At 70.1% G+C, this 25,281-nt stretch carries 25 protein-coding genes and 2 pseudogenes; 14 read left to right on the forward strand and 13 right to left on the reverse strand.

Going from position 1 to position 25,281, the window contains the following annotated elements; translation table 11 throughout:
• The first annotated feature begins 373 nt into the window (after positions 1 to 373).
• From ACZ7EC_RS24235 to ACZ7EC_RS24250, 4 genes are all read left to right on the forward strand, one after another.
• Positions 374 to 1,135, forward strand: a complete 762-nt coding sequence (locus tag ACZ7EC_RS24235; RefSeq protein WP_471065610.1) for a DeoR/GlpR family DNA-binding transcription regulator — start codon at positions 374 to 376, stop codon at positions 1,133 to 1,135.
• Positions 1,132 to 2,079: a 1-phosphofructokinase gene (pfkB, locus tag ACZ7EC_RS24240; protein WP_471065612.1), complete on the forward strand. Its 948-nt coding sequence runs from the start codon at positions 1,132 to 1,134 to the stop codon at positions 2,077 to 2,079. Before ACZ7EC_RS24235 ends, pfkB begins: the two co-directional genes overlap by 4 nt.
• A gap of 328 nt (positions 2,080 to 2,407) precedes the next feature.
• Positions 2,408 to 4,564: a PTS fructose transporter subunit IIABC gene (locus ACZ7EC_RS24245; RefSeq protein WP_471065613.1), complete on the forward strand. Its 2,157-nt coding sequence runs from the start codon at positions 2,408 to 2,410 to the stop codon at positions 4,562 to 4,564.
• A gap of 147 nt (positions 4,565 to 4,711) precedes the next feature.
• Positions 4,712 to 4,969 (forward strand): hypothetical protein, encoded by a 258-nt coding sequence (locus tag ACZ7EC_RS24250; RefSeq protein ID WP_471065614.1) that lies wholly within the window; start codon positions 4,712 to 4,714, stop codon positions 4,967 to 4,969.
• Between the two features lie 80 nt (positions 4,970 to 5,049).
• Here ACZ7EC_RS24250 and ACZ7EC_RS24255 read toward each other — a convergent pair.
• A pseudogene (locus tag ACZ7EC_RS24255) lies at positions 5,050 to 5,146 on the reverse strand.
• Positions 5,147 to 5,458: 312 nt separating this feature from the next.
• A complete protein-coding gene (locus ACZ7EC_RS24260) occupies positions 5,459 to 6,196 on the reverse strand; it encodes an SDR family oxidoreductase (protein WP_471065616.1) in 738 nt (245 codons plus the stop codon).
• A gap of 143 nt (positions 6,197 to 6,339) precedes the next feature.
• Between ACZ7EC_RS24260 and ACZ7EC_RS24265 the strand changes: the two genes are divergently transcribed.
• The gene (locus tag ACZ7EC_RS24265; RefSeq protein ID WP_471065618.1) at positions 6,340 to 6,912 is read left to right on the forward strand and encodes a TetR/AcrR family transcriptional regulator; all 573 of its coding nucleotides are present in this window, start codon (positions 6,340 to 6,342) and stop codon (positions 6,910 to 6,912) included.
• Positions 6,913 to 7,396: 484 nt separating this feature from the next.
• Here the strand turns inward: ACZ7EC_RS24265 and ACZ7EC_RS24270 are convergent, their stop codons facing one another.
• Positions 7,397 to 8,224 carry a zinc-binding dehydrogenase gene (locus tag ACZ7EC_RS24270; RefSeq protein WP_471065620.1) on the reverse strand — a complete coding sequence of 276 codons (828 nt, stop codon included), beginning with the start codon at positions 8,222 to 8,224 and terminating at the stop codon, positions 7,397 to 7,399.
• 66 nt (positions 8,225 to 8,290) lie between these two features.
• Positions 8,291 to 9,319 (reverse strand): phosphotransferase, encoded by a 1,029-nt coding sequence (locus tag ACZ7EC_RS24275; RefSeq protein ID WP_471065622.1) that lies wholly within the window; start codon positions 9,317 to 9,319, stop codon positions 8,291 to 8,293.
• Between the two features lie 278 nt (positions 9,320 to 9,597).
• Here ACZ7EC_RS24275 and ACZ7EC_RS24280 point away from each other — a divergent pair, with 278 nt between their 5' ends.
• Positions 9,598 to 10,200 carry a DUF6000 family protein gene (locus tag ACZ7EC_RS24280; protein ID WP_471065624.1) on the forward strand — a complete coding sequence of 201 codons (603 nt, stop codon included), beginning with the start codon at positions 9,598 to 9,600 and terminating at the stop codon, positions 10,198 to 10,200.
• 63 nt (positions 10,201 to 10,263) lie between these two features.
• Here the strand turns inward: ACZ7EC_RS24280 and ACZ7EC_RS24285 are convergent, their stop codons facing one another.
• Positions 10,264 to 10,713 carry a hypothetical protein gene (locus ACZ7EC_RS24285; protein WP_471065780.1) on the reverse strand — a complete coding sequence of 150 codons (450 nt, stop codon included), beginning with the start codon at positions 10,711 to 10,713 and terminating at the stop codon, positions 10,264 to 10,266.
• Positions 10,714 to 10,783: 70 nt separating this feature from the next.
• Here ACZ7EC_RS24285 and ACZ7EC_RS24290 point away from each other — a divergent pair, with 70 nt between their 5' ends.
• The 4 genes and pseudogenes from ACZ7EC_RS24290 (at position 10,784) to ACZ7EC_RS24305 (ending at position 14,043) form a co-directional block, all read left to right on the forward strand.
• Entirely contained in the window at positions 10,784 to 11,461 is a 678-nt protein-coding gene (locus ACZ7EC_RS24290) for a hypothetical protein (protein ID WP_471065626.1), read from the forward strand.
• A gap of 617 nt (positions 11,462 to 12,078) precedes the next feature.
• Positions 12,079 to 12,213 (forward strand): helix-turn-helix domain-containing protein, encoded by a 135-nt coding sequence (locus ACZ7EC_RS24295; protein ID WP_471065628.1) that lies wholly within the window; start codon positions 12,079 to 12,081, stop codon positions 12,211 to 12,213.
• A gap of 344 nt (positions 12,214 to 12,557) precedes the next feature.
• Positions 12,558 to 13,700, forward strand: a complete 1,143-nt coding sequence (locus tag ACZ7EC_RS24300; protein ID WP_471065630.1) for a hypothetical protein — start codon at positions 12,558 to 12,560, stop codon at positions 13,698 to 13,700.
• A 38-nt stretch (positions 13,701 to 13,738) separates the two neighbouring features.
• A pseudogene (locus ACZ7EC_RS24305) lies at positions 13,739 to 14,043 on the forward strand (FKBP-type peptidyl-prolyl cis-trans isomerase).
• A gap of 265 nt (positions 14,044 to 14,308) precedes the next feature.
• Here ACZ7EC_RS24305 and ACZ7EC_RS24310 read toward each other — a convergent pair.
• Together ACZ7EC_RS24310 and ACZ7EC_RS24315 are read right to left on the reverse strand one after the other, a co-directional pair.
• Positions 14,309 to 14,797 (reverse strand): STAS domain-containing protein, encoded by a 489-nt coding sequence (locus ACZ7EC_RS24310; RefSeq protein WP_471065632.1) that lies wholly within the window; start codon positions 14,795 to 14,797, stop codon positions 14,309 to 14,311.
• Between the two features lie 174 nt (positions 14,798 to 14,971).
• Positions 14,972 to 15,514 (reverse strand): hypothetical protein, encoded by a 543-nt coding sequence (locus tag ACZ7EC_RS24315; RefSeq protein WP_471065633.1) that lies wholly within the window; start codon positions 15,512 to 15,514, stop codon positions 14,972 to 14,974.
• 839 nt (positions 15,515 to 16,353) lie between these two features.
• On the opposite strand from ACZ7EC_RS24315, the gene ACZ7EC_RS24320 reads away from it, so the two are divergent.
• Entirely contained in the window at positions 16,354 to 16,659 is a 306-nt protein-coding gene (locus ACZ7EC_RS24320) for a YfhL family 4Fe-4S dicluster ferredoxin (protein ID WP_471065635.1), read from the forward strand.
• A 60-nt stretch (positions 16,660 to 16,719) separates the two neighbouring features.
• Here the strand turns inward: ACZ7EC_RS24320 and ACZ7EC_RS24325 are convergent, their stop codons facing one another.
• The 3 genes from ACZ7EC_RS24325 to ACZ7EC_RS24335 all read right to left on the reverse strand — a co-directional run bounded on the left by ACZ7EC_RS24325 (position 16,720) and on the right by ACZ7EC_RS24335 (position 19,202).
• A complete protein-coding gene (locus ACZ7EC_RS24325; protein WP_471065636.1) occupies positions 16,720 to 17,049 on the reverse strand; it encodes a hypothetical protein in 330 nt (109 codons plus the stop codon).
• A 452-nt stretch (positions 17,050 to 17,501) separates the two neighbouring features.
• Entirely contained in the window at positions 17,502 to 18,701 is a 1,200-nt protein-coding gene (locus tag ACZ7EC_RS24330) for a PP2C family protein-serine/threonine phosphatase (RefSeq protein WP_471065638.1), read from the reverse strand.
• A gap of 213 nt (positions 18,702 to 18,914) precedes the next feature.
• Positions 18,915 to 19,202 (reverse strand): hypothetical protein, encoded by a 288-nt coding sequence (locus ACZ7EC_RS24335; protein ID WP_471065640.1) that lies wholly within the window; start codon positions 19,200 to 19,202, stop codon positions 18,915 to 18,917.
• A gap of 9 nt (positions 19,203 to 19,211) precedes the next feature.
• Here ACZ7EC_RS24335 and ACZ7EC_RS24340 point away from each other — a divergent pair, with 9 nt between their 5' ends.
• Positions 19,212 to 19,484 (forward strand): hypothetical protein, encoded by a 273-nt coding sequence (locus tag ACZ7EC_RS24340; protein ID WP_471065642.1) that lies wholly within the window; start codon positions 19,212 to 19,214, stop codon positions 19,482 to 19,484.
• An 84-nt stretch (positions 19,485 to 19,568) separates the two neighbouring features.
• Here the strand turns inward: ACZ7EC_RS24340 and ACZ7EC_RS24345 are convergent, their stop codons facing one another.
• The 3 genes from ACZ7EC_RS24345 to ACZ7EC_RS24355 all read right to left on the reverse strand — a co-directional run bounded on the left by ACZ7EC_RS24345 (position 19,569) and on the right by ACZ7EC_RS24355 (position 22,790).
• Positions 19,569 to 21,668, reverse strand: coding sequence for an RICIN domain-containing protein (locus ACZ7EC_RS24345; protein WP_471065644.1), 2,100 nt, complete (start codon positions 21,666 to 21,668; stop codon positions 19,569 to 19,571).
• Between the two features lie 411 nt (positions 21,669 to 22,079).
• The gene (locus ACZ7EC_RS24350; RefSeq protein WP_471065645.1) at positions 22,080 to 22,208 is read right to left on the reverse strand and encodes a transposase; all 129 of its coding nucleotides are present in this window, start codon (positions 22,206 to 22,208) and stop codon (positions 22,080 to 22,082) included.
• Positions 22,209 to 22,211: 3 nt separating this feature from the next.
• Positions 22,212 to 22,790: a TetR/AcrR family transcriptional regulator gene (locus tag ACZ7EC_RS24355; RefSeq protein ID WP_471065647.1), complete on the reverse strand. Its 579-nt coding sequence runs from the start codon at positions 22,788 to 22,790 to the stop codon at positions 22,212 to 22,214.
• Positions 22,791 to 22,946: 156 nt separating this feature from the next.
• Here ACZ7EC_RS24355 and ACZ7EC_RS24360 point away from each other — a divergent pair, with 156 nt between their 5' ends.
• Complete coding sequence (locus ACZ7EC_RS24360; protein ID WP_471065648.1) at positions 22,947 to 24,101, forward strand: serine hydrolase domain-containing protein; 1,155 nt, start codon at positions 22,947 to 22,949, stop codon at positions 24,099 to 24,101.
• A gap of 460 nt (positions 24,102 to 24,561) precedes the next feature.
• On the forward strand, positions 24,562 to 24,783 hold the full coding sequence (locus ACZ7EC_RS24365) for a transposase (RefSeq protein WP_471065772.1): 222 nt from the start codon (positions 24,562 to 24,564) through the stop codon (positions 24,781 to 24,783).
• Positions 24,784 to 25,281: the final 498 nt, after the last annotated feature.

Genomic DNA, 25,281 nt, shown 5'->3' on the forward strand with positions numbered 1-25,281 from the left:
CGGGAAACCACCCTTCCGTGCGAACCGACCGCGCAGCACGGAGCGCATCGCCGGCCGCAAGCCCTGACATCGCTCACCGCGTGGGAAGGCCTCTTCGAGTACCTGGCCTTCGCGAAGGCGCCCTGGAGATGACCGGCACCCTGCCGGTCGCCGCCGAGTCCGCCCGCCGTATGGGGTGCCCCATGTCGTCGACCACCGCGAGCCCCCGTCCCCACAGGTGGCCGAGGTGGCACCGGGGGAGTGGACTACGTCTTCACCACCGCCGATGCCCGTTCATGTCCGAACGGCACCCGAATCTGTTTACTTTCCTGCAATGCAGGGTTAGCCTCCTCCGTAAGCCACAGATTCGGGCATCAGTCGGAGGCGGACGGACATGTACGCAGCGGAGCGGCAGCAGGAGATCCTCCGGCTCGCCCGTGACGGCGGCCGGGTGGACGTCATGTCGCTCGCCGAGGAGTTCCAGGTGACGGCGGAGACGATCCGCCGCGACCTCAAGGCCCTCGACCGGGCCGGACTGCTGCGCCGGGTGCACGGCGGCGCCATCCCGGCCGGCCGCCTCGACTTCGAACCGGACCTCACCGAACGCGAGTCCACGGCGGCCGACGAGAAGGACCGCATCGCCAAGGCGGCCCTGGCCGAACTGCCCGTCGACGGCACCGTGATCCTCGACGCCGGCACCACCGTGGCCCGCCTGGCCGCCGCGCTCCCGCTGGAGAGCGAGCTGACCGTCGTCACCCACTCCCTGCCCATCGCCGCCCGCCTCGCCGACCACCCCGGCCTCCAGCTCCACCTGGTCGGCGGCCGCGTACGGCACCGTACTCGGGCCGCCGTGGACGCCTGGGCGCTGCGCGCGTACGGCGAGATCCGCGCCGACGTGCTGTTCGTCGCCGCCAACGGCTTCTCCACCGCGCACGGACTGACCACCCCCGACCTCGCCGAGGCCGCCGTGAAGCGGGCCGCCGTCGCCGCCGCCCGCCGGGTGGTGCTGCTCGCCGACTCCGCCAAGCACGGCCAGGAGCACTTCGCCCGCTTCGGCGGCCTGAACGACGTGGACCTGCTGATCACCGACAGCGCCCTGAGCCCCGAGGACGCCGCCGCCATCGAGCGCGCCGGCACGGAGGTGGTCCGCGCATGATCGTCACCGTCACCCCCAACCCGTCCCTGGACCGCACCTACGAAGTCCCCTCCCTCGACCGCGGCGAGGTCGTCCGCGCCACCGGCGAACGCATGGACCCCGGCGGCAAGGGCGTCAACGTCTCGCGCGCCGTGGCCGTCGCCGGCCGCCGCACCGTCGCCGTCCTGCCCCTGGGCGGCGCGCCGGGCGCCCTCGTCGCCGAACTCCTCGCCGCGCAGGGCATCGAGGTCGCACCGGTCCCGGTCGCCGGGACCACCCGTTCCAACATCGCCCTCGCCGAGGCGGACGGCGTTCTGACGAAGATCAACGCACCCGGCCCGGAACTCGGCCCCGAGGAGAGGGAACTCCTCCTGCAGACCGTACGGCGCCGGGCGCGCGGCGCCGACTGGATCGCCTGCTGCGGCAGCCTCCCACGCGGCCTCGCCCCCTCCTGGTACGCCGACCTCGTCGGCCGGGCGCACGCCGCCGGGGTCCGCATCGCGCTGGACACCTCCGGGCCCGCCCTCCTGGCGGCGCTGCGCGAGGGCCCGGACGTGGTCAAGCCCAACGCCGAGGAACTCGCCGAGGCCGTCGGGCGCCCCCTGGCGACGGTGGGCGACGCGCTGAAGGCGGCCGAGGACCTGCGCTCGCTCGGCGCGGGCGCGGTGCTGGCGAGCCTCGGCGCCGACGGGCAACTCCTCGTGACCGGCGCGGGTGCCTGGTACGGCGGCGCGCCGGTGGCCGCCGTCCGCAGCAACGTCGGCGCGGGCGACGCCTCGCTGGCCGGTTTCCTCATCGCGGGCGGCGCGGGCCCCGAGGCCCTGGCCTCGGCCGTCGCACACGGCGCGGCCGCCGTCCAGCTGCCCGGCAGCGTGATGCCCACCCCGGCCGACCTGTCCCCGGCGGCGGTCACGGTCACGGCCGACGTCCCCCTCGACCGCCCCCTGACGGACCCCGCGCCATGACCCGCCCCGCGGCCCCCACCGCTCTCCGGGGAACCCGGACCCGGACCTGGAGCCCGACCGTGGACACTCCGCCCGCGGCCCACACGGCCCACACGGCCCACACGGCCCACACGGCCCACACGGCCCATGCGGCCCACACGGCCCATGCGGCCCACACGGCCCATGCGGCCCACACGGCCCATGCGGCCCGTACGGCCTCCGCCGCACCCCACGGCTCCCGTGCCGGGGCCCCGGCCCCAGCCCCCGCCACCCCCCACGGCATCCCCGTCCCCACCCCCGCCCCGGCTTCCCCCGCCGTCCGGGCGACACGCGTGCGAAGGAGCCCGCGATGAGCGAGATGATCACCGCGGACCTGGTCGACCTCGACCTGTCCGCCGACACCAAGGAAGCGGCGGCGCGCGCCCTCGCCGAGCGGATGGCGGCCCTGGGCCGGGTGACCGACCTGGCGGGCTTCCTCGCCGACGTGGCCACCCGCGAGGCGCAGATGCCGACCGGCCTGGAGGGCGGCATCGGCATCCCGCACTGCCGCAGCGCGCACGTCACCGAGCCGACGCTCGCCTTCGGGCGCAGCGCATCCGGGATCGACTTCGGCGCCGCGGACGGCCCCGCCGACCTGGTCTTCCTGATCGCCGCACCGGCGGGCGCGGACGACGCCCACCTGGCGATCCTGTCCGCCCTGGCCCGCCAGCTGATGAACGCCGAGTTCACGGCCGCGCTGCGCTCGGTCTCCGACACGGCGACGGCTGCGGCGCTGATCCGGGGGGACGCGACTCCGCAGGAGGCCACCGCGGCGCGGACGGAGGCGGCCCCACCCTCGGGCGAGGCGGCCTCGGGCTCCCCGCAGACCTCCCCGGCCGACGACGCGGCCCCGGCGGAGGCAGGCGCGCCGGACGTGGCTCCCGCCCTCTCGGAAGCACCCGCCCCGAAGGACACCGCGGATCCCACCACGGCCGATCCCACCCCCGAGCGCCCCTTCAGGATCGTCGCCGTCACCTCCTGTCCCACCGGCATCGCGCACACCTACATGGCCGCCGAGTCGCTGGAGAACGCCGGCCGGGAGGCGGGCGTCGAACTCGTCGTCGAGACCCAGGGCTCGGCCGGCTTCACCCGCCTCGACCCGGCGCTGATCGCCGCGGCGGACGGCGTGATCCTCGCCCACGACGTCCCCGTACGGGACAAGGACCGCTTCGCCGGGAAGCCGACCGTGGACGTCGGCGTGAAGGCCGGCATCAACCGCCCCGGCGAACTGATCACCGAGGTGAGGCAGAAGGCCGTCCGGGGTGAGACGACCGCGCCGGCCGCCGCCGGCACCCCGGTCGAACGCACCGGCGAACCCGGTGAGGGCTACGGCACCAAGCTGCGCAAGTGGCTCATGTCGGGCGTCAGTTACATGGTCCCGTTCGTCGCGGCCGGCGGTCTGCTGATCGCGATCGGCTTCGCGCTCGGCGGCTACAAGGTCAACAAGGCCCCCTCGGTCATGGACCACTTCGTCTGGACCCAGACCGACAGCTGGGCCGCGCTGATGTTCCAGATCGGCGGGGTGGCCTTCGCCTTCCTCGTCCCGGTCCTGGCCGGCTACATCGCCTACGGCATCGCCGACCGCCCCGGCCTGGTCCCCGGCTTCGTCGGCGGTTCGATCGCGCTGACCATCAACGCCGGCTTCCTCGGCGGCCTGGCGGCGGGACTGATCTCCGGCGCGGTGGTGACGGCGATCCAGCGGGTGCGGATACCGCAGGCGCTGCGCGGCATCATGCCGGTGGTGGTGATCCCGCTGATCTCCTCGGCCGTCGTCGGGTTCCTGATGTTCGTCGTCATCGGCAAGCCCATCGCCACCGCGCAGAAGGGCATGACGGACTGGCTGTCCGGACTCAGCGGCGCCAACGCCGTACTGCTCGGCGCGCTGCTCGGCCTGATGATGTGCTTCGACCTCGGCGGCCCGGTCAACAAGGTCGCCTACACCTTCGCCACCGCCGGGATCGCGGTCTCCGACCCGAGCGACTCGGCGATGAAGATCATGGCCGCGGTCATGGCGGCGGGCATGGTGCCGCCGCTGGCGATGGCCCTGGCCACCACCGTGCGCGGCCGGCTGTTCACCGAGACCGAGCGGGAGAACGGCAAGGCCGCCTGGGTCCTGGGCGCATCCTTCATCTCCGAGGGCGCGATCCCGTTCGCCGCGGCCGACCCACTGCGGGTCATCCCGTCGGCGATGGTGGGCGGCGCGCTCACCGGAGCCCTCTCGATGGCCTTCGGCGCCACCCTGCGCGCCCCGCACGGTGGCATCTTCGTGGTCCCGCTGATCGGCAACCCGTTCCTCTACCTGATCGCCGTCGCGGCCGGCGTGTGCGCCTCGACGGCCCTGGTGGTCGCGCTCAAGACCCTGCGCGGCTCCGCTCCGGGCGCTCCGGACGGCGAGCGGGAGAAGGACGAGCACGAGCAGGCGGCGCGGGCTGGATCGGCCGACCGGGAGCAGCCGGTGGCCGCCTGACGGCCCCGACGCGGCCCTGCCGCTTTGGGGGTGCTGTGAGCAGTTCACGTCACCTGCGCGATACGTCATGGTCCGGGGCCGATGCCCCGGATCGTGACGTTCACTTGGTGACATGCCCGAGCACGTCTCGATGCTCAGGTGTGCGGCGTGGCCCTGCCCGCCGCACTGATCACCGCCTGCGCCTTCGTTCTCGCCGGCTACCGCTACGGCCTCTGGTTAGAGATCCGCCGGCGGCCCTTGGACCAGCTCCAGGCGCGGATCAGCCGCGACGAGGACGACTGGCCCGACACCACCCTCCGACTCATCGCCGACGATCAGGCCCAGGGGCCTCCGCGATTCCCGCTGCTGGCCGTGAACAACCTGCCCGACGAGGACCACGGCGTCTACCGGAAACGGCACTACTGACGGCACCCGATGCGCGCGCTACACGGTATGAGCACGCCGCTCACCGGGGTGCCTCCCGGTGAGCGGCGTGCAGCGTGATGCGGAGAGGGCAGGATTCGAACCTGCGTGGGTCCCCGAAAGGACCCGACCTCGAGGCGTGCTCGCTGGTCCCCGATCAACCACTCCGGGCACCTCTCCTCGCTCCCGACTCCGGTGATTGCCAGGGTCGTTCACGTGAAAGAGAATCGCACGGGCCCCTGACACGGGACTGACATCGCAAGACCGGGCGGGGCCTCGGCCTGGGCCGGGGCCGTCGGGACGCCCTGGGCTCTGTCGAGCGGCTGGCAGCGGTTGAGGAGTTGGCGGCGCACGGCGGGGACGGCGCTGACGCACACGCTGCCTTACCGGGCATGCCGAGGGTGATCGGCAGCTCTGGGGTAGGGGCGAATCCCCTCAGTGGCGGTGTGATCGGGCAGGAAGTCGGCGACGGAGTAGCCCGACTCGCCGTTATCAGGCTTGCGCGGTGGGGCGGACGACGATCTCGCTGACATCGACGCCGTCGGGTTGTTCGATGGCGTAGCCGATGGCGGAGGCAATCGCCGAAGGCGGCATGGCGATCTCGTCCCGCTGCCGGGTCAGCGCGGCCGCGGCTTCCGGGCTGGCTCCCTTGCCGACGCCTTCGGTATGGGTGAAGCCGGGGGAGACGAGTGTGACGCGCAGGTCGGGTCCCGACTCCTGGCGTAGGCCCTCGGTCAGCACCTTCACCGCCGTTTTGGTGGCCGCGTAGACCGCCTGGGGGGTTTTGACGACGTAGGCCGCAGTGGAGCCGACGTTGACGAACTGGCCGAAGCGCTGCCGGCGGAAAATGGGCAGAGCCGCCCCGATGCCGTTGAGCAGGCCGGTGATGTGGGTGGAGACCATGGCGTCCCAGTCGTCCTGGCGCAGGTCGTCGAACGGCGAGACGGCCATCGTGCCTGCGTTGGAGACGAGGACGTCGAGCCGACCGTACTGGTCGAGGGCCGTGTCCGTCAGGCGCTGGAGGTCTTCGCGGCGCGTGACGTCGACGATGACGCCGGTGGCGGTGCCGCCCTTCGCCGTGATGCCGTCCACGACGGCGTTCAGTCGGTCCTCGCGCCGGGCTCCGAGCACGAGTCGGGCGCCCTTCGCGGCGAGGTAGGCCGCGGTTGCCTCACCGATGCCGCTGCTGGCACCTGTGATCGCAATGACTTTGCCCTGGATGCCCGACATGATCGGCTCCCTTTCGTGGGATGCGCGCAGGTCAGTGCGGTGACCTACAGTTAAACCGGAGGTGTCCCCAGTTAGCTCAATCTAAGTGGGGGCGCATCCGGTTAGCAAGGTCGGAGGGCTTCGAAGAGGGATGGCGAGCACTGATGACCGACGGAACGCCTCGGCCGCTGCGGGCCGACGCACGGCGGAACAGGGAGAAGATCCTTACGACCGCCGCACGCGTCTTCACGGCGGAGGGGCTGGATGCGCACCTGGAGCGCATCGCCAAGGAGGCAGGCGTGGGCAGTGCGACCCTGTACCGCAACTTCCCCACTCGGGAGGCCCTGATCGAGGCGGTCTACCGCAACGAGGTGGCCCACCTGTGCGATGCCGCCCCCGCTCTGCTTGCGCAGAAGCCGCCGGCAGAGGCCCTGCGCGCGTGGACACGCCTGTTCCTGGACTACGTCACCGCCAAGTACGGCATGATCGACGCCCTGCGCGCCATCGCCGCGACGGGAGGCAATCCGTATGGTCAAAGCCGGGAAATGATCCAGGCCGCCATCACCTCACTCATGGACGCTTGCACGGCCGCCGGTGCGATCCGCACGGACATCCAGCCCACCGACATCGGCGCTGCCCTCGAAGGCATCGCCCTCACCTCGGCGGGCGCTGAACACCGACAGCAAGCGGAACGCCTGCTCGACCTCACCCTGGACGGCCTCACGGTCCGCCGCTGAGGACCCGCGCGTGGATCCGCCTCTACCACCGCAGGGCCTCGGGCGGTCATTCCTCGCTGTCGTCGTCCTCTCCGGCTCGGGCCGTCCGGGTCGCGTAGCAGGTGCAGGGCGCAGGGTGCCAGGACGTCGGCGGTGAAGCTGTGGCGGGCGAGTAGAGCTCTGGGAGGAACTGAACCGGCGCGGCGCCGTCGTCTTCGTGCACCCCACCTCGCCGCCGCACGCCGACGAACTCGCCCTGGGCCGTCCCCGGCCGATGCTGGAGTTCCTCTAGGTGGATCCTCACCCACGGTGGGGGAGCGCTGCCGCTGATCGCCGACCGGATGGAACTCTTCCGCACCCACTTCGGCAACGGCCCCGAGGACGCGCCGAGCGTCGTCGAACAGCTCGGCCGCCTCTGCTACGACATGGCCGGCACTCCCTTCCCCCGCCAGACCCCCGGCTTCGAGGCGGCCTTCGGCACCGAACGCCTCCTCTACGGCAGCGACTACTGCTGGACGCCCGCCGAAGCCGCGCTCGCGCGGGTCGCCACCGTCGACGCCGCGCCCGCGCCCTCCGGCGCCGCCACCTCACCACCCACAACGCGCACCGCCTGTTCCCGAGGACGCGCGGTGACCGCGTGAGCGCCACGGCGGAAGACCACCCGACCGGACGGACGACCGTACCGGCCCGAGCACCGGGAAACGCATGACCACGTCCGCCTGCCCCGCCGCTGCTCTCCGCGGCCGTCATCGACACCCGCGACGGCGCGCACCACCCCGAGACCGTAGAGCTGCTGTGCTCCTGGGCTGTGTGCCTCCATGCCGACGGCCTCGATACACACGTCCGGGCCACGACCGCCGCTCATCTCGTGCAGCTCGGCGTCGATGTCGGTCTTCCCGTAGTTCAGGGTCTCCGCGCCGACGTGGCGACGGGCCATGTCCAGCCGGTACTCGAAGCGGTCGATGGCGACGACCCGGTCGGCACCCAGCGGTATCGCGGCGCGGGCGGCCATCTGACCGACCGCTCCGCACCTCCACACGGCGACCACGTCACCGGGCTTTACTCCGCCGAGGTCGGCACCTATCCAGCCGGTGGGCGCAGAGTCCGAGGCGAAAAGCGCCGTGGTGTCGTCCCGGCCGTCCGGTACGGGGAAGGCGCCTTGGTCGGCGTACGGGACGCGGATGTACTCGGCGTGGCTGCCGGCGAAGCCGCCCATGGCGTGGGAGTAGCCGTAGCAGCCGCCTGGAGCGGAACCCCAGAGGTGCTCGGTGATGCCGGGATTGGTGTTGCCGTTGTCGCAGAGGGAAAAAGGCCCTGTTCGCAGTACCAACACTGGCGCCGGGAAGGAGATGGGTCGGCATGCCAGCGACTCGTCGATGATTCTGGGGCTCGCCGACCTCTATGGTCGCCTTGCCGGGACGGGCTGAAGCGCGGGCCAGCGAGTGAGCATACGTTGCCGCATAGCGGTGCTGAGGCTGCTCACACCGCTCAGCGAGGTGTCTCCGGCCGTCATCTGGCTAACGACCCCGAGCCGGTGGACGAGCCGTTGTCGGGCGGTCGCGGTGCCCCACTTCCAGTCCCGGTGCGGAATCCGCGCCAGGTGATCAGTGCTTTCACGGCGTGCCCGCTCAACCAGCGCATCGCCGCGGAGCAGCCAGCCAGTGCACGCGTCAGCGAGCCCGTCTTGGGCTTCGGAGCCGGTCAGGGTGCGCCACTCATTGCGGTATGCGCTCTCCGCCCGTTCCAGTAGCGGCTCCGATGCTGAAGTGACACACCAGCAGGTCGGAAAGCCGATACGGAGGTAGGCGAGCTCCATCAAACCGCTGCCCAGCGATGCTTGCTCGAAGTCGATGAACCTGATCCCCGTGGCCGTGTGGAGATCGTTGCCGGGACAGGGATCTCCATGGAGGAGGGCATGCCCTGGTGCCTGGTCGAGCCGGCCCACGAGGTCACTGAGTTCGCCGGACACACCGGCGGTGACAGGGACCTCCAGAGCCTCGGCCAGCCGCAGGAAAGACTCGATATCAGACGGGTTCGGGCCCTGCCACCGGGTAAGCACCCCGACGTCCTCCGGGCGGCCGGTGGCATGCAGCCGTGCCAATGCGGCTGCATAGTCGACGATCCAGTCGCTGGCCGGGCGTCGGTGATCCAGGTGCTCCAACACCAACACCCGCTCGCCGGGATCGATGGCCAATAACGCGGGCACCACGGGACTTTCGGCTCGGGCGGCGAGCCGCAAGGCGGCCACCTCGCGGGCGTATCGCTCGTCGGCATCAGGACCGTCGACGATCTGCTTCACCACTGCCGTTGCCTTCGGCAACTCGACGCGCCACACGCGCGAACGAGGGCTGCTGCCCAGTTTGCGAGAGCGCCTGGGCGATCCCAGCTCGGCCCGTAACTCGTCCCCGAACGGCAGTCGCAAGCCCATGCGCTCATCCTTCCACGCGACCGAACGAGCCTGCGGCTACTGCGCACAATGGACCGTCCCGCTTCACGTCGCCGAGGACCATCACCCCGCAGCGATAGCGGGGAACCCTCGGGACTGCTGCTGGGGTGCTGCCAGTTCTCAGGTTCTGGCTCAACTTCTGTGGAGCAGTAACCCTGCGCACCCGACCCGGCCCAAATGGTGCCCCACCCGTCTCAGGCCACTGCATGCGTATTCCGCCCCCATCCTCAGCTGCGTGCTCGTCGCGAGAGGATGGGGTGGTGATCCGCTACGACACCGAGGTACAGGCCCTGTACCGCCGCTATTGCCTCCCCGCGCGCCGCTATCTGAAGCTCGGCGGAGCGGTACTTCGCATGTCGCGCGAGGAGTACGAGCCGTTCGTTCAGCACCTGGCCGCTGATGCGAGGGCTGTCACCGACGCCGAGCTCACCATCCTCTTCGAAGGCAGCTGGCGCGAGCGCCGGACCGCGGCATGGCTCGCCGCGGTCTCGCGCCGTGACCACTTCCGTGAGCGTCTGGGTGCGCTGCTGCTGGAGAGTGAAGTCTGCTGCGCGGGTGGGGCCTACTGTGTGGCACTGGCGAGTTTCGGCACCGCGCGGGACGCCGACCTGCTTGCCGCTTACCTGGATCGCTACCTGCGTAGGCCCGATCTCGCCTACGATCAGCCGACAGCCATGGGCGCCCTGGCCTACACGGAGTTCGTCCTGCACGGCGACCGGGCCAGCCACCTCCTCCAGGAGGGCGGGCTGTGGCGGCAGTGGTTCCAGGACGCCCCCCACATGCACGGCGATGACAGCATCTCCAGCTACCTGGGCGGCATCCGCCTCGCCTGCGCCGTTGTAGACGAATGTGCCAGCATCTGACCCCCTCGGCTCCGTTCACTGCGAAGAATCTGGCTCAACGCCCCGGGACCCGACCACACTCCGTCACGCCAGTAGGACACGCTTGCGAAGAAGTGGGAACCCTCCACGGCCGAACATCTGGCGCTTGAGCATCCTGATCTTGTTGACATGGCCTTCGACCGCGTCCGAGCTCCAGGGCAGGGTCAATCCGGCGGTGACGGCGTCTGTGTCGCGGTCGATGCCGGCGGCGAGGGTGTCGAGGCTGGGCCTATCGTCCTGTCGGACGGCGTCGAGCCAGGCCGCAAGGCGCTCGCCCTGGACAGCATGGTCGCGAAGGAGCTTCCAGGCGTTGGTGATGCCGGCTTTCCAGCGGTCGTTCAGGTAGGGCTTGTAGTCGTCGAGGAACTCCTCCCGCTGGCCGACTCGCTCCTGGCCATGGACCGCCCGCTGTCCGGCCTCGCCTGGCCGAACAGGAACAAGGGGAAGCCCGGCTCCACCGCTGACCTCCTCCGGGCGGTTTGGCCAAGGCGACATCGAGCTAACCCACGTGGCCTTCCATCATCTCCAGCCTTGGCGGGCCGCCCCCCACCTGCGGGAACTCCTCATGACCTGCGGCATCCTGCCTGCCATCGACAAACGGATCTGCTCGTTCGAACGATGGCTCATCGAGCACCTCGCCAGCATCCCCGACCCCGACCACGCTCAGATCATCCGCCGGTACGCCACCTGGGAAGTGCGGCCACGGCTACGGACCCGCACCGAGAAGAAGCCGGTCACACCAGTCGCCCGCAGACGCGTCGCGGACCAGGTCAAGCAGGCCAGCACGTTCCTCGACTGGCTCGCTGATCGGGACCACACCCGCGCCACCTGCGGCCAGACCGGCATCGACGCCTGGCACGCCGAACGCAACCAGCGCGCCCGCGCCATCAGGAACTTCCTGCTGCGGTGTTCGGCCAGCAAACTCACCCGGCCCTTCCGGCTGCCTCCAGCGCAGATCAGCCGGGCCGCACCGATGCCGCAGGCCGAACGCCTGGAGCCGATCGGCCGCCTTCTCACTGATTCGGGCCTGCCTCTGCGGCCCCGGCCGCGGGGAGCATCGTCCTGCTTTACGCCCAGCCGCTCAGCCGCGTCGTCCGCCTCACGCTGGACGCACACCCGCGCCCAGCAGCAGACCCTCCTCCGGCTCGGCGAGCCGCCGTCGCCACCACCACCGCCGGCCGCACCTCCGCGATCCGGCGGCACGTGCTGGACATGCCCGCCCCGGTTGTCCCGGAGGCTCTGAGCTACCACCGGGTCACCACGGCCAAGCTGGCCTCCGAAGCCGGAGGCACCTGGAGCCGATACGCCTCCGGAGACCACTGGCGGTCACCACCATCCGGTCGAAGTCCTCCGGCAGCGCGTCGGGCAGGAAATGCTCGACTTCCCGGTCGGCTTGCTTGATCAGGACCAGGGAGCGGTAACAGACCTTGGGAGGATGCTCAAGAAGGATCGCTCGCAGAGACCCCGTCGCTTGCGGAGGCCGCCGCGATGATGGTCTTGCCCGTCCTGCACGCGGCGTGCACCTGCCCGCGCAGACCATTCCCGTGTTCTCCTCTCCGCGGAATGCGGCGCGTAATCGGAACTCGCGTCTACGTAGATCACGCCGTGCAGACTATCGAGGTGGATCTCTTTGACCTGAGTCAGAGGCTCGTCGTTGACCTGGTGCGAATTGTCGTGGAGCGAGGATCCCGCCGTTATCGGCAACAAACGCCCGGCGACACTTACTTGAGGGGTGGGTACGCAGTCGGTCACCAGCCCAGGCTGAGGCCTTGCGGTCCAGGACCGAGCCCGGAGTATGCCCAGGCGCATTCGATCACGGAGGCGTCGAGGCGGCCGCAGGTCGCTCCGGACACAGTCCGCATGTGGCGCAGGCGCTTGCTCGCCTGCGGTCTGTCCGACAAGCCGAAGCCGGGTGTCCCCAGGAAGATCACCGACGCCGACGTGGAACAGGTCATCCGGCTTGCCGCCGGCAACCCCGCTTCGACCAGCGCCTGAAGGCCGCACGCTCCGACCTCCTCTTTCGGCACGGGCCCAGCCGACCTCGAAGCCCGCGTCCCCCGCCGGGACGAGCCGGCAGCCGGACGAGGAACCGCGCGCGTCGGACGAAGCTGTTTTGGGGGCGGGCACGTGGCGCCCCCGGCTACTCGAACGCACTCTCAGCGAACCTGTGGCGGCGGCAGTGAGTACTCATGAGTACACGTGAGTACCCGTACTCAAATCCCGCGTAGCAAGCTGACCCGGCCTTCTGTGTCTGATACATCTGTCGCCGTTGTCATGCTCCGTCGACCGGTGGCGGAAGCGGGGGGCCCGCACGAGCGGGTAGAGGGTGGGAACACAGGATGACGTATCGGCGCGTGCTTGGACCGGCGATCTTCGGATCGCTGTTGCTGGCTGGACTGCTCTGGTGGGCGGGCTCCAGCGCTCACGCACTCAGTCTGCCCGGCGCCACGCGGTTCTTCGGCCCCGACCAGGCGAACCGACTGGTGACGTGGACGATGCCGTGGTCGACGGACCTCCCGTCCTCGGACCAGTTCACCGATCCCGCCGGCGCGGTCGGCCACGGCGGGGACTACGCGGCTCTGCGGCAGACCGCCATGCGGGTGCGGTACGCCGCGCTCGTCCTCCTCTTCCCGTGCGGCGCGCTGCCACTGCTGCGCCGACTCTCGGGCCGCGGCGCCGGGCGTACCGCGGTCTGCGTGGCGGCCCTGTGGGGGTGGGGCGTCGTCGCGGCCATGCTCGCCGTCGCCGTCTCCGCGCCCTGGATGGTCGCTTCCGGCGGATCAGCGGCCTTCCGGCTGCTGCCCCACCTCGCGAGCTTCATGTCCCAGGGCCGCGAACTCCCGGTGGGCGCCGCGTTGGTGGCCGCGGTGGCGGCCACGGGTCTCATGGCACTGCTGCGGCGCGAGGCGGCGTCGGAACCACGCCCGGCCGTGCCGACCACGGCCACCGCACGGCTCGCCGCCACCCTGGGCACCGCCGTGGTCGCCCTAGCCCTCGTCGTGCTCTCCAACGACCGGGTCGCCGGGCACATCCAGACCGCGTTCGACGGCGGCGGGCGGCTCTCCGAGCCCGGTGACCTGATACGGCAGTGGATCCAGCTCAGCGCCTGGACCATGCCCACCGGCTCCACCTTCGGGCACTGGCTGCTGTACCGGCTCGGCGATGTGGCGCTGCTCGTCCTGGTCTGGTGGGGGCTGCGGCTGCTGCCCGTCCTGCTCGACCGCGTGACCTACCCGGCCTGCGCGCTCGGCGGCGCCGCCGTCACCACCCTCGGCGTGGTGGTGGGTGAGCTCTGGACCTCGCTGCTCTCCTACCAGGGGAGTACCGCCGGGCCCCTGCTCTACTACGTCTCCATGGGATCAGGCGTGCCGGCGGCCCTCGTCTTCGGCGTCTTGGCCGGCTGCGTGTGCGCGGCGGCCGTGCGGCTGCGCGGACGCACGCAACCGCCTGCCCCAGCCACGGCACAGACCCAGCCTGCCTGACCAGCCCAACGCCCCGTAGGTTCGGTCCCGACGACGCTCTGCTTCAACAGCGGCTGTGGAGATCAAGGGTCTGCGGGGGGAACGGGCCCGTAGCGAAGGCCGGCGCCATGGTGAAGGTCGATTATGCCGGCGTCTCGCTCTCCATCGGCGAGCAGCTGGACACCAGTTGGAACCGGGGCACGGCGCTGCAGTTCAAGCTCGGCGCCGGCCAGGTGATCTCTGGATGGGACGCAGGTGTTCAGGGCATGAAGGTCGGCGGGCGCCGCCAGCTGACCGGGGTGCCGGAAGCAAGATCGAACCGGGCGAGACTCTGATCTTCGTCTGCGATCTCCTGGAAGTCTGAGATCTCCTGGAAGTCTGACGGAGCCAGAGCACCTGGTGTCCCGTGAGAACGGACCGTCATAGATGGCCCGAACCCGCGCGGCGCGCCCTCCAGTTCCTCACCCAGCTCCACGTTCGGTTACTCAGCGGCATTGCCGGTTCGGCCGACCTCGGGACGTGTTCTGAGCTGGTCCCACGACCGGCGGCCTTGCCGGGTGGTGCCGTGGTGGCCCGGCCGACCAGCTCAGGCCCTACGACACTCCCGACATCTCAACCGCCTCCGGCAACTAACCAGCCCCGCGGCGAGGCGAGCTGTGCACCCAGCCGCCGGGACGCGTCCCACCCCCAATCGGACGGGCGGTCAATCGGTGTCCAGGAAGCGCTGCAGGGAGGCTTCCCGCTGCTCGCGGAGAGCCGCAGCGATCTCCGGACGGGCGGCATCGAATGCCTCCAGCGCCGCGGGGGCTGGGCTCCAGCAGTGCTTCGGTCCCGGTGAGCCGGAACACGCGCCCGGCGATCGATCCGTCCGTCACCCGCACGCTGGGACGAACACCGGCGGCCTCTGCAAGCGAGCGGCCTTCCAGCAACACGTTCAAGCCCGAGCAGTCGAAAAAGTGCACCGCACCGAGGTCTATCCGCACATGCTGCGGAGCCTGCACCAGGCACCGCCTGAGTGCGATACGGAGCCGCGGGGCGGAGTCGAGATCTCCTTCGCCGGTCACGGCCAGGACGACGGCTTGTGCATCAAACGCGACGTCGGTGGTCACCGTGGTCACGGCCCCTAGACGTTCTGCTGGGGCTCTGCCAGCCGGTAACGGACCTCCTGATCTGCAGCTGGCGCGTGGGCCGTGGTCGAGGCTGGTGACGGTGAGGCGGCGCCCTCGGCGTGCAGGGCGTGCCGGGGCAGCGATATGAGCAGGTGCTGCCCGCCGTAGGTCCTCGGTGACGTTTCAGTGTTCGGCGGCGGCCCGGAATTTCTGGGTGAGGGAGGCGATCTGCTGGACGTTGATGCCGCTGGACAGGTTGCTGAGGAGTCCGCCGACGCTCCCGGAGTCGGCCCAGGCACAGAGCAGTTCTGCGTTGTTCTCTCCGCACCGCACCTTCCCGCCGGCCGAGCCAGGGTTGAAGACCTTGGCGTCGGTGATGTGCGCCCCGGCCATGAGCCCGGAGTTCTCGGTATCTGCCGACTGCTGGGTGAGCTCCTGGGCGAGCTGTGGATCAGCGGTGCTGGTGTCGCTGAAGACTTCCAGTACGGGCTGAGTGGGATTTCCTGCGTTGGTGTAGAACACGACGGCGTAGTGTTTGGGCAGTTTCCCGGCTGTTCGGGCGTTGAGCAGGTCTGCTTGCTCGCCGGTCATCAGTCTGTAGCTGCCGAGGGTGGTCGGCGGTGTGACGGTAAGATACGCGGGTCCCTTGGCTGCGGCGCTGACGTAGCCGTCGGACCGGTGCATGTGCGGTGCGGCCATCGCCGTGGCCGCCACGACGATGACCACAGTGCCGATGACGACTCGACGGGTGCGTTCCCGCGCCAGCTTGGCCGTGGCCTCCAGATCCTCGGGGATCGTGATCGGTTTGGGTCGGCGCCATGTGCGGGTCGTCGCCCAGAGGATGGCCGACGGTCCCCGTGCGGGCGCGGCCGAGGGTTGAGCCCTGGGGGAATTTGACAGCCGTCTTGACGCCCTTGCCGCCGCCGACGGAGACGGTGACGCTCACCCCGCTGGCGTTGACGAGCGTGGCTTTGCCGATGGTGGAGCTTTCGTCCCACCTGAGCTTGCTGGTCTGCAGCGCACACCGCGTTCCGCGCCGCAGCCGCCGCCGAAGCCGCCCGCCTCCAGGCCGCCGCGCCGCCGGGGGAGGACGGCCAGGAGCGGGGCCGGAGCCGCGGCTGGTTCCGCCGCCGGCCCTGACGAAGAGGTGCGCCGAACCGGTATGGCGGCTGAGCGGGCGCGGTGGCCGTCGGTGGTGGACCGGATGCGGGAGATCGTGAACGGGTACGCGCCGATGAAGGACACGCTGCGCCAGGTCATGTATCGCCTGGTTTCCTGGCGCTGCCGCACACGGCGCCGATGTACCGCCGTCTGTCCGTGCAGCCGGCGAAGGCCCGCCGGGAGGGCCGGTTCCCCGACCTGCGTGCGAACCCGGACGGGACGCTGCACCGGCCGTGGCGGAAGTGCTGGGGGCAAAGGCGGTGACGGCTGCGTCCTGCTGACCTGGTGAACACACCTGCCGCGCCTGGCGAAGCGGTGCTCCGGACCGCCCGTCGGGTGCGGTACTGCTCGGTCGCCCGCTCGTTGATCACCGGACCAGCCCGAACGAAGAGGAATGAGCGGCCGTGGCCATCGAGATCACCGAGGACTGCATCAACTGCGGTGCGTGCGAGCCGGAGTGCCCGAACGAGGCAATCTCGGAGGGTGACGAGATCTACGTGATCAACCCCAACGCCTGTACGGAGTGCGTGGGGTTCTACGACCACCTCGCCTGCCAGGCAGTGTGCCCGGTGGAATGCTGTGTGCCCGATCCGAACAGGGTGGAGAGCGAGGAGGTTCTGATCAATCGGGCCCTGAGCCTGCACCCCGACGACGAGGAACTCCGGCGCAAGGTGGAGGCCAACGACTACCCCAGCCACTTCCGGAAGTGAACCTGCCCGGCCGGCCGCCAAAGGAGGCGCGCCGGCCGGTGAAGCCACCGGGGGAGGGGCTCAGAGCCTCGCGCTGGTCCCGCGAGCGTGCTGCTGGCGCACAAGTGCGGCGTGCATGCGCACCACGGCGGCACGGTCCGGTACGCGATAGACGCGCGCATCCCGGGCGTAATCGTCGAGCATCTGCCGCCCGACCAGCAGCTTCTTCCCGGGGTCCTTCCCGCACGCGTTGAACAGCTCGCGGTAGCGGCCCTGGTAGTCCAGACGGCTCTTGCGGCTGCCGCGGACCTGCGTGGCCGCCGCGGACTGCCCGATACCTGCGACGCACGACGCCGCAAGGCTGGCGAACGTCACTCGGAGCGCCTGGCGACGCGTCGGTTCGTAAATCATGTGCGGAAAGTAGCAGACCGAACGCACTCAGCCACCAGCTGAGTAGCTCAGTCGGTGCCGGTCTCAGTGACCAGAGCTGTCGGTCCGGCGTTCGACGCCCTGCGTCGGGCGGGCCTGTCTCTTCGAACGGCGAGGTGGGTGCACCTGCGCTGCCCCTTGACGGCCCTTGAGCTGCGGGCGGGTGTCGGCTCGAAGCCTCGCTCGCCATGGAGCGGGTTGCCTCGAGTGGCAGCTGAGCCGGTGGCTGGGCAGTGGCGGGTCGGCTGGAACAAGAAACCAAACGAACGGTTGAATCAGGCCATGCGGCCGATTCTGGATGACCTCACCCAGCGGCGCGCACCGGGTGCGGAGTGCACCGCATGCGTCAGCACCGGGCGCTGGTCGCCCATCGCCTCCAGGGCGGTGCGGGCGTCCTGTGACAGCGAACCTTGAGCGCGTGACTGTGCTGCGTGCTAGGTAGAGCGTCGGTGTTTCGACCTTCGGTCTGCGGGGGCAGGGCCGTGCCAGTCCAGGCACAGGACGGTGGCGTCGTCTCTTACGTGGCCGTGACAGGCGTTGGTGACGGCGGTGACCATGGCGCGTACGACCTCGCGGGGGTGCTCGGCTGCGGTGTCGCGGACAAGGCGCGGTAGGTCGACGGCTTCTGCTTGGCGCTCCTGCATGCCGTCGGTGCAGAAGACGAGGCGGTCACCCGGGCGCAGATCGATGTCCTGTACCTGGTAGGCGCCCTGTACGGGGACGCCGAAGGGGAGGTTGATGTGCAGCTTGATCTCGTCGACGGTGCCGTCGCGCAGCCGTAGGGGCCACGGGTGGCCCGCGTTGACGAGCCGGGCGCTGCTCCCGTCCAGAGCGATGCGCATCAGTTGTCCGGTGGCGAAGGTCCGTCTGCCGTGGTCGAGGAGGGCCTGGTGGGTCTGGCGGGCTTGTTCGGCGAGGTCCGTGCCGGCGCGGCGGGCACCGCGGGAGGCGTTGACCAGGAGGGTGGCCATGAGGGAGGCGTCGACGTTGTGGCCCATGGCATCGGTGATGGACAGGTGCAGGGTGTCGTGGTCGAGGCTGTAGTCGTAGGTGTCACCGGCGATGTCGGAGGCCGGAACAAGGGCGCCGGCGAGGGTGAACTCGGGAGCCTCGCACGAGGGAGCCGACGGCAGGAGCTGACGCTGGATCTCCGCGGCCAGCGTGACTGTGGCGGTGCGGTTGCCCCAGTGGTAGAGGTCGGTGAAGCGCCGGTCGGTGACGATGATGTACGCGAGCGCGTGCGCGGCCTCCTCGACCTGCTCCAGGACGTCCTGCGTGATATGGGTGAGGTGCAGCTCCAGGACACCGATGGTGTCGCCGCGGTTGGTCACCGGGGCGAGCACGCGCTGCTCCTGCGCGCCCTCCGCCACGCGCACCGCTTTCTGAGTGCGCAGGACACTGTCGTAGACACTGCCGGCCAGGAGAACCTGATCGGCGCCGTGCTCCTGTGGCGCCGCCCCCTCGTCATTGACCCGCAGCAAACGCCGGCCGACGACGTCGACGAACAGGAACGACACGTAACGCGCCCCGAACCGCTCGCGCAGATTCTGCGCCACCACATCGAGGGAGCGCACCGGCGCGGCCTCCTCCGCTGCTGCCAGTACCTCAGCCAGCCCGACCCGGTCACGCCCCATCGCAGCCTCCCTAAGTTAAGGATCCTCCTTCCCGCCGACGCCCTGGTCATCACAGCCACAACAGCCGCCTCAACCCCGGAGACCACGGTGCACGTGACCTGAGCCGCTCAGACGCCCACGGCACTGATCAACTTCCGCCGACAACAGGACACGCGACGCCGACCGGGCGTGTCCGATGGGATCCCAAATTCGAACAAAGATCTGATTGGCCTGTCAGCTGCGGTAGAACGGCGTGATCCTCCCCGACAGCCGAATCCGAGCGCGCCCTCGGGAGGACGGCGTGGAGAGCCTGTCGCTGCGCGCACTGGCGCGGCGGGTCGGGGTCAGCCATACCGCGCCCCGCCCCCCTTCCCAGATCGCCAGGCGCTGCTGGACGCCCTCGCGGAGGCGGGATCGCTGCGCCTGGCCGACGAGGTCCGCGGGGCCGTCGCGGGCGCCGGCGAGGACCACCAGGAGCAGCTCCGCGCGGCGGCGGTCGCGTACCTGCGCTTTGCCCTGCACGACGCGGCCGTGCTGGACGTCATGTTCGCCTCGAAGCCGGACGGTGGAACGGCCGGCCTCGGCGAGGGCCTCGGCTGGCTGTTCGCCACCGTGGGGGGCCTGGTCGAGGCGGGGCGGCGCGCGGGTCTGCTCCCGCCGGACGGCCCCGACCGCCTGGGGCTGCTCCTCATCGCCACGATTCAGGGCATCGCCGTACTCGTCAGGTCGGGCCGGGTGTCCCAGAAACAGGCGAAGGCACTCGTTGCCGGCGCGGCCGCGGTCTTGTCCGTCGAGCGGCCATGAGTCAGGGACGGCTCGGCGCGTTCTCCCCGTGCACGGCCGTGCCGCCCCTGTCGAACCGCGGGTGCGGGGGCCGTGGTGCCGCGGTCAGCTGCCCCAGGAGTCGTGGCGCAGCCCGTCCGCCTGGTCCCACCACCAGTGCTGCACGGTTCCGTTCGGGTCGGTCGCCCACACGTGCTGGGCGTCCCCGATCAGCAGGGCGGTGGGGTCGCCGCTGATGCCGGTGCCCCAGGTGTCGTGGTGCAGGCCGTCGGAGGACTGCCAGAAGTAGTGCTCGAGCGTTCCGCCGCTGCCGCGTACGAAGACGTGCTGCTGGGCGCCGTCCTGGAGGAAGGTGGGACGGCCGGTGTCCCCGCTGCCCCAGGTGTCGTTGCTCCAGCCCGCCGCGGGACTCCACCACCAGTGCTGGAGACGGCCGGCGCTGTCGGTGAACCAAAGGTGCTGCGCGTCCCCGATCTCGGCGACCGCGAGGTCACTGGCCGCGTCGGCCGGAATGGTCTCGCTCTGGGAGCCCTGCGCCGCGTCCCACCACACGTGCCGGATCGCGCCTGTCGGCGTGCGGACGAACACGTGCTGCACGTCGCCGACGAGCATGGCGCCGGGTCGGCCGGCGACCCCTGTGGCCCAGGTGTCGTGATGGGAGCCGCTGGCCGGGTCCCACCAGGAGTGCTCCAGCGTGCCGGCACTGTCCACCCACCACACGTGCTGCGCGTCGCCGATCATCATCGCGGCCGGGTCGCCCGCGAGGCCGCTGCCGGCCCAGGTGTCGTGGGTGGTCGAGCCGGTCGCCGAGTCCCAGAAGTAGTGCTGCAGCGAACCGTCCGAACCGCGGACGAACACGTGCTGCTGGGTGCCGTCGACGAAGGTGACCGGCTTGCCGGTGACCCCGGTCGCCCAGGTGTTGGCCGCGTATCCGGTGGAGCTGTCCCACCAGACGTTGCGCAGCGCGCCGCCGGCGTTGGTGTCCGTGAAGTGCTGCTGGTTCGGCGAGAGGTAGACCTGTGAGCCCTCGGCGGACCAGGCGGAGCCGGTGCTGCCGCTGGGCAGCGCCGACGCCTGGCCCACGTACGCGCGGCACTGGCCGGAGGCGTCGAGGTCGGTGGTGATCTGGAGGAACGACTTGCCGTCCGCCGAACCGAGCAGCGGCGAGGAGTAGCCGGGGCAGGTGGGTGCCGGGCCGCCGCCGGCGTCGGACAACGGCACCGGCGAGGCGACGTCGAACCACGGCCCCTTGCCGCCCGCGGCGTTGCCGAGCACCGTTCTGCCGTCGCCGGCGGCGAAGCCGCCGTCCGGGTTGCGCAGGCGCATCGCGGTGAGCAGCACGGTGTTGCCGGCGACCGTGATGGTGGGGGTGCTCGCCGGGTAGCGGCCGTCGGCGGTGAGCACGCGGGTGCCGATGTCCGAGGGGGTGCCCCAGTCCCAGCCGTCCGGCGAGCTGCGGACGTACACCTCGCAGACGTGCGAGCCGCCGCAGACCTCGTAGCTCATGAGGTACGAACCACCGGGCAGCCGGCGGACGACGGCCATGCCGGGGCGGGCGGAGGAGTCGCCGAGCGCGACGGTGTCGCTGAAGTCGGTCCAGGTGACGCCGTCGGCGGAACGCGCCCGTTCGAGTTTCTGGCTGTGCGCGGGATCGGTCTCGTCGGAGTAGAACACCACCAGCCGGCCGTCGGACGCGACGGTCAACTCCGGCTCCCACAGGCCGAGACCGCTCGACGCCGTGGTCACGGTGGACAGGTACGACCAGCTCACGCCCAGGTCGTTACTGCGCCACACCCGGATCGACATGCGTCTGCCGCTGCCCGCGTCGGCACCGAACGACGCCGCCCACAGCAGGGTGCCGGCGGGCATGCCGCCCACGGCGCTGGGGAGTTCGTAGAGGGTCTGGCAGCACATGCCGGTGGAGTTGACGGGATCGTCGACGGCGCCGACCTGCGTGTACGACCGGCCGTTGTCGGTACTGTGGAAGATGGCGCCGACCCAGTCGCCGTTCTGGTTGGTGACGACCGCGGCCACTGCCATGCCGTTCGACGCGCCGTTGTGCTCCAGCCGGATCACCCGCGGGTAGTACGAGTACCCGGACCACATCTGCGTACCGCCGCCCGGCACGGCGCGGGCGGCCGGGACGGCGATCCCCAGGCCGATGAAGGCGAGCAGGACGGACAGCACCGACAGGACGCGCCTCATGGCATCACCTCGAAGGGAGTCGTGCTGGCGGCGGCCACGGCGCGGCGTTCGTCGGCCACCGTGTGGCCCGATCTCTGCAACGTTGTAACGGAGGGGTTGTGTACCTGTCAACATGTCAACTCGTCGACGCCACGCCCCGGTCGGAGGGATGCCGTCGGGCCCTGGGATGCGTCGGAGCGGGTGTGCTCGGTGTTCTCCTGCAGCCGGATCCGTCCGGGTGAGGCCGACGAGCAGCAGGTCGCTCATCTGGCGGGCGTGGTAATCGGGGAACGCCTTGCCGAACAGATCGGCGCGCACAACGTGGGTCTGAACTGTCTTCTCTCGTCCGACCGCCTGGGCCTGCAGCCGGGTCAGCAATTCGGGTCAGGTGCCGTCGCGTTGCCAGCGGCGGAAGAGCCCGTAGACGGTCTGTCATGGCCCGTACTCCGACGGCAGATCCCGCCACGGAGCACCGGTCCGCGTCCGCCACCGGATCCCGTCGATCAGCCTGCGCCGGCCCAACGAAGGCCGCCCCGGCACCGCGACCGGCAACAGCGACACGGCTTAGGCCGACGCGTCGCTGTCCTGTGTCGGAAGTCCCCGTAGGAGGACGCCCAGGAAGAGGTCGAAGCGTGGCGTGATGTCGCCGATCGTCACCGGCTGCTCCTCCACCGCGAGCCAGCTGATCATGGACGTGATGAAGATGAGCCAGCTTTGCTCTGCGTTCTGGTGCGAAACGCCGCCCTTGATGAACACGTCGATGCATGCGCGGCGAAGCCGGTCCACCGAGTGCGCGTTGTGCGCATGCGGCCGCGAAAGGTGCGAGGCGTAGCCGGGAAGGCCCAGGAAGTGCTCACGGATCAGCAGCGCCAGCTGCCGAAGCTGTGCGCGCCAGTCCGATGACTCAAGGTCGGCCGCACTCAGTACCCGGTCGACGACCACGTCGCTGACGAGGTCGAACAGTTCGTCGCGACTTTTCACCCAGCGGTAGAGCGCACCATGGCGAACTTCCAGCCGTTCCGCCAGCTGGCGCATCGTGATCGCGTCGATGTTTTCGAACGTGGCCACGGCTTCCACGATCTGCTCGCGGCTGATCTGTGCCGGTCTGCCCGGCCGACGGGGCGTATCGGCGACTTCGCTCATGACCGCGACGGTACCTGAGCCCGCGTCTCCGCGGACGCCTCACGCCATGCGGCACACCCCGCCTCTATTTGTGGCCACTGGACACAAACGCATGTAGCGTGGGGCGCGCGCCTCCCATCGAGGATCGAGGCCCCGATCACAAGCCAAGGAGGAGACATGTCTGAGATTGCCGTGCACGGCAGCGTCGCCGACGGGTTCGAGTCCGTGCGCGAGGGGTTCCGCGAGATCGTGACCCGCGAGGGCGGCGACCTGTCCGCCCAGGTCGCCGCGTACCACCGCGGACAGCCGGTGGTGGACCTATGGGCGGGCAGCGAGACCGCGGCGGATTCCCTTCTGGGTATCTACTCCGCGAGCAAGGGCATCACCCACATCGTCGTGGCGCTGCTCGTGCAGCAGGGCGTCCTCGACCTCGACGCACCGGTCAGCCGCTACTGGCCCGAGTTCGCCGCGAAGGGCAAGCAGGGCATCCTGCTGCGCGAGCTGGTCTCGCATCAGGCGGGGCTTGCCGGCGCGACCGACGGCTTCACCATGGACGACATCGCGGACGACCAAGTCGTTGCCCAGCGGCTCGCCGCGCAACGCCCGCTCTGGCGACCCGGCACCTCCTCTGGTTACCACGCCCTGGTGATGGGCGCCCTCAGCGGCGAAGTCGTGCGCCGAGCCACCGGAACCAGCGTGCAAACGATCTTCAACGAGCTGCTCCGTGACCCGCTCGGGCTCGACCTTCACCTGGGACTGCCGGCAGACCAGGAACACCGGTACCTTCCCGCGCAACCGATGATCAATACGCCCGAACGACTCGCCGGTCTGGCCGCAACAGCAACCGCCCCGGACAGCATCAGCGGCGTGGCGTTCAACCGTCACGCTCCTGGCAATCGTGAGGTGTGGGAACTCCCCAACCTCACTGCCGTCCGATCCAAAGGAACCGCCTCCTTCGGAGGCATAGGCGCAGCCCGAGGCCTAGCCAAGCTCTACTCCGCGCTGGCCAGCCCAGTAGACCGTCACCAACCGCTCCTCAGCGCCGACACCGCTTCGGCATTCGCCCAAGTCCAGAGCAACGGCTTCGACCTGGTACTGCGATCCCAGAAAGCCTGGGCCGTCGGCTTCCACACCTATTCCGAGATCTACCCGTCATTGGCCGCAGGCTCGTTCGGACACAGCGGTGCAGGAGGCCAGCAGGCACTCGTCGACCCACGCAACGAGCTGTCCTACGCCTTCCTGCGCCGCCGCTTCCTGATTCCCACCCAAGCCGACTCCGATCACAACCGCCTGCTCCGCGCTCTGCGCAACGTGATAGACGAACGCGCCTGAAAGACCGCTGTCCGGAGTCTGGCAAGCCGATCGCTGAGGCGGTCGAGCAGAAGCTGGTGGATGAGGTCGTGGGGCGACTGATGGACGGAGCCGAGGCCACGGGGCGCAACTGCCGGACCAAGGGGTCAAGACGCAGGACATGACAGTCAGACGTAACGCGGGTCACCAGAACCGCAGAGCTGCACGCTGACCTGCGAGATCGGGTTGACAACACTGGATAACCGTGGCCGGCGCGCGCCTCGTAGGCGCCACCCGTCGCGCTCGACGGCTGAGGTCCCGCACTCAAGATGCTGCCTGATGGCGACGTTCTGCTCGGGCCCCCTCCGGCGAAGCCGTCAGTTGCTCCTGGACCCCAGCGCAATGGCACGGCCTGGCCACGCAAGATCCGAAAGAGATGCCCTAGTGGGCTCAACCAGGTTCTCTGACAGGCTCCTACGCTACCGACCTTGTCCCCGATGAACTGTCGGAGCGAATAGCCCCGCTGCTGCCAAAGCGGCCTGCGCGGCGGAAGCGGCACCCCGGACGGCTGCCGGTGTCGGACGGGGTCGCCCTGGCCGGCATCATCTACGTCCTGCGCAAGGGAGTGGCCTGGCGAGATGTGCCCAGTGAGGTCGTGGGCTGCTCGGGAGTGACGCTCGCGTGCAGCATCATCTGCCTTCGTCGGCGCCGTAGATCATTCTGAAACGATCAGTAAGTAGGACAGTGGGTCGGATGTGCTGTGATCATATCTGGCGGGTCCCTGGGCGGGAGGCGCCAAGGTTCCTCCTCGATCGCTTGTCAGTGTCCCGCGGGCAGGAGGCATGCAGGACTGCACGACCGAGACCATCAGTGTGCTGGAGGTTGTAGCACGAGCTAAGGCTGTCCCCTGCACGCTGCTCTCTCGATCACCGCCCCCAAGGGCGGCCCCTCGCGGAGGAGCCCCGCGAGCAACGCGCACCTACAGCGGGAGATAGCCTGCGGCACCGCAGTTCCGGTGTGGAGCTGTGTTCGAGTACCGGTCAGGGCTGTGGCACGCCTGTGCTTCGGATGCGCATGCCCGCGGCCGAGGGAAGAGGAGAAGATGGCGCAAGGGGTTCCGTCGGCGCGGCGTTCCGCGGGCACCGAGACCGCGGTGGACGTGCTGCTGCGATGGACGTGGATCCGTCGGCGCTCGCCTGCTCAGGACATCGAGGACTTCAGG

Source organism: Streptomyces sp. NPDC037203, from assembly GCF_055605065.1.

Bases quoted from the DNA above. Each gene is read 5' to 3' on its own strand.
- ACZ7EC_RS24235 (WP_471065610.1), top strand. From the start codon at position 374: ATGTACGCAGCGGAGCGGCAGCAGGAGATCCTCCGGCTCGCCCGTGAC.
- pfkB (WP_471065612.1), top strand. From the start codon at position 1,132: ATGATCGTCACCGTCACCCCCAACCCGTCCCTGGACCGCACCTACGAA.
- ACZ7EC_RS24245 (WP_471065613.1), top strand. From the start codon at position 2,408: ATGAGCGAGATGATCACCGCGGACCTGGTCGACCTCGACCTGTCCGCC.
- ACZ7EC_RS24260 (WP_471065616.1), bottom strand. From the start codon at position 6,196: ATGTCGGGCATCCAGGGCAAAGTCATTGCGATCACAGGTGCCAGCAGC.
- ACZ7EC_RS24265 (WP_471065618.1), top strand. From the start codon at position 6,340: ATGACCGACGGAACGCCTCGGCCGCTGCGGGCCGACGCACGGCGGAAC.
- ACZ7EC_RS24275 (WP_471065622.1), bottom strand. From the start codon at position 9,319: ATGGGCTTGCGACTGCCGTTCGGGGACGAGTTACGGGCCGAGCTGGGA.
- ACZ7EC_RS24285 (WP_471065780.1), bottom strand. From the start codon at position 10,713: ATGTCGCCTTGGCCAAACCGCCCGGAGGAGGTCAGCGGTGGAGCCGGG.
- ACZ7EC_RS24290 (WP_471065626.1), top strand. From the start codon at position 10,784: ATGACCTGCGGCATCCTGCCTGCCATCGACAAACGGATCTGCTCGTTC.
- ACZ7EC_RS24295 (WP_471065628.1), top strand. From the start codon at position 12,079: ATGTGGCGCAGGCGCTTGCTCGCCTGCGGTCTGTCCGACAAGCCGAAG.
- ACZ7EC_RS24300 (WP_471065630.1), top strand. From the start codon at position 12,558: ATGACGTATCGGCGCGTGCTTGGACCGGCGATCTTCGGATCGCTGTTG.
- ACZ7EC_RS24325 (WP_471065636.1), bottom strand. From the start codon at position 17,049: ATGATTTACGAACCGACGCGTCGCCAGGCGCTCCGAGTGACGTTCGCC.
- ACZ7EC_RS24330 (WP_471065638.1), bottom strand. From the start codon at position 18,701: ATGGGGCGTGACCGGGTCGGGCTGGCTGAGGTACTGGCAGCAGCGGAG.
- ACZ7EC_RS24345 (WP_471065644.1), bottom strand. From the start codon at position 21,668: ATGAGGCGCGTCCTGTCGGTGCTGTCCGTCCTGCTCGCCTTCATCGGC.
- ACZ7EC_RS24355 (WP_471065647.1), bottom strand. From the start codon at position 22,790: ATGAGCGAAGTCGCCGATACGCCCCGTCGGCCGGGCAGACCGGCACAG.
- ACZ7EC_RS24360 (WP_471065648.1), top strand. From the start codon at position 22,947: ATGTCTGAGATTGCCGTGCACGGCAGCGTCGCCGACGGGTTCGAGTCC.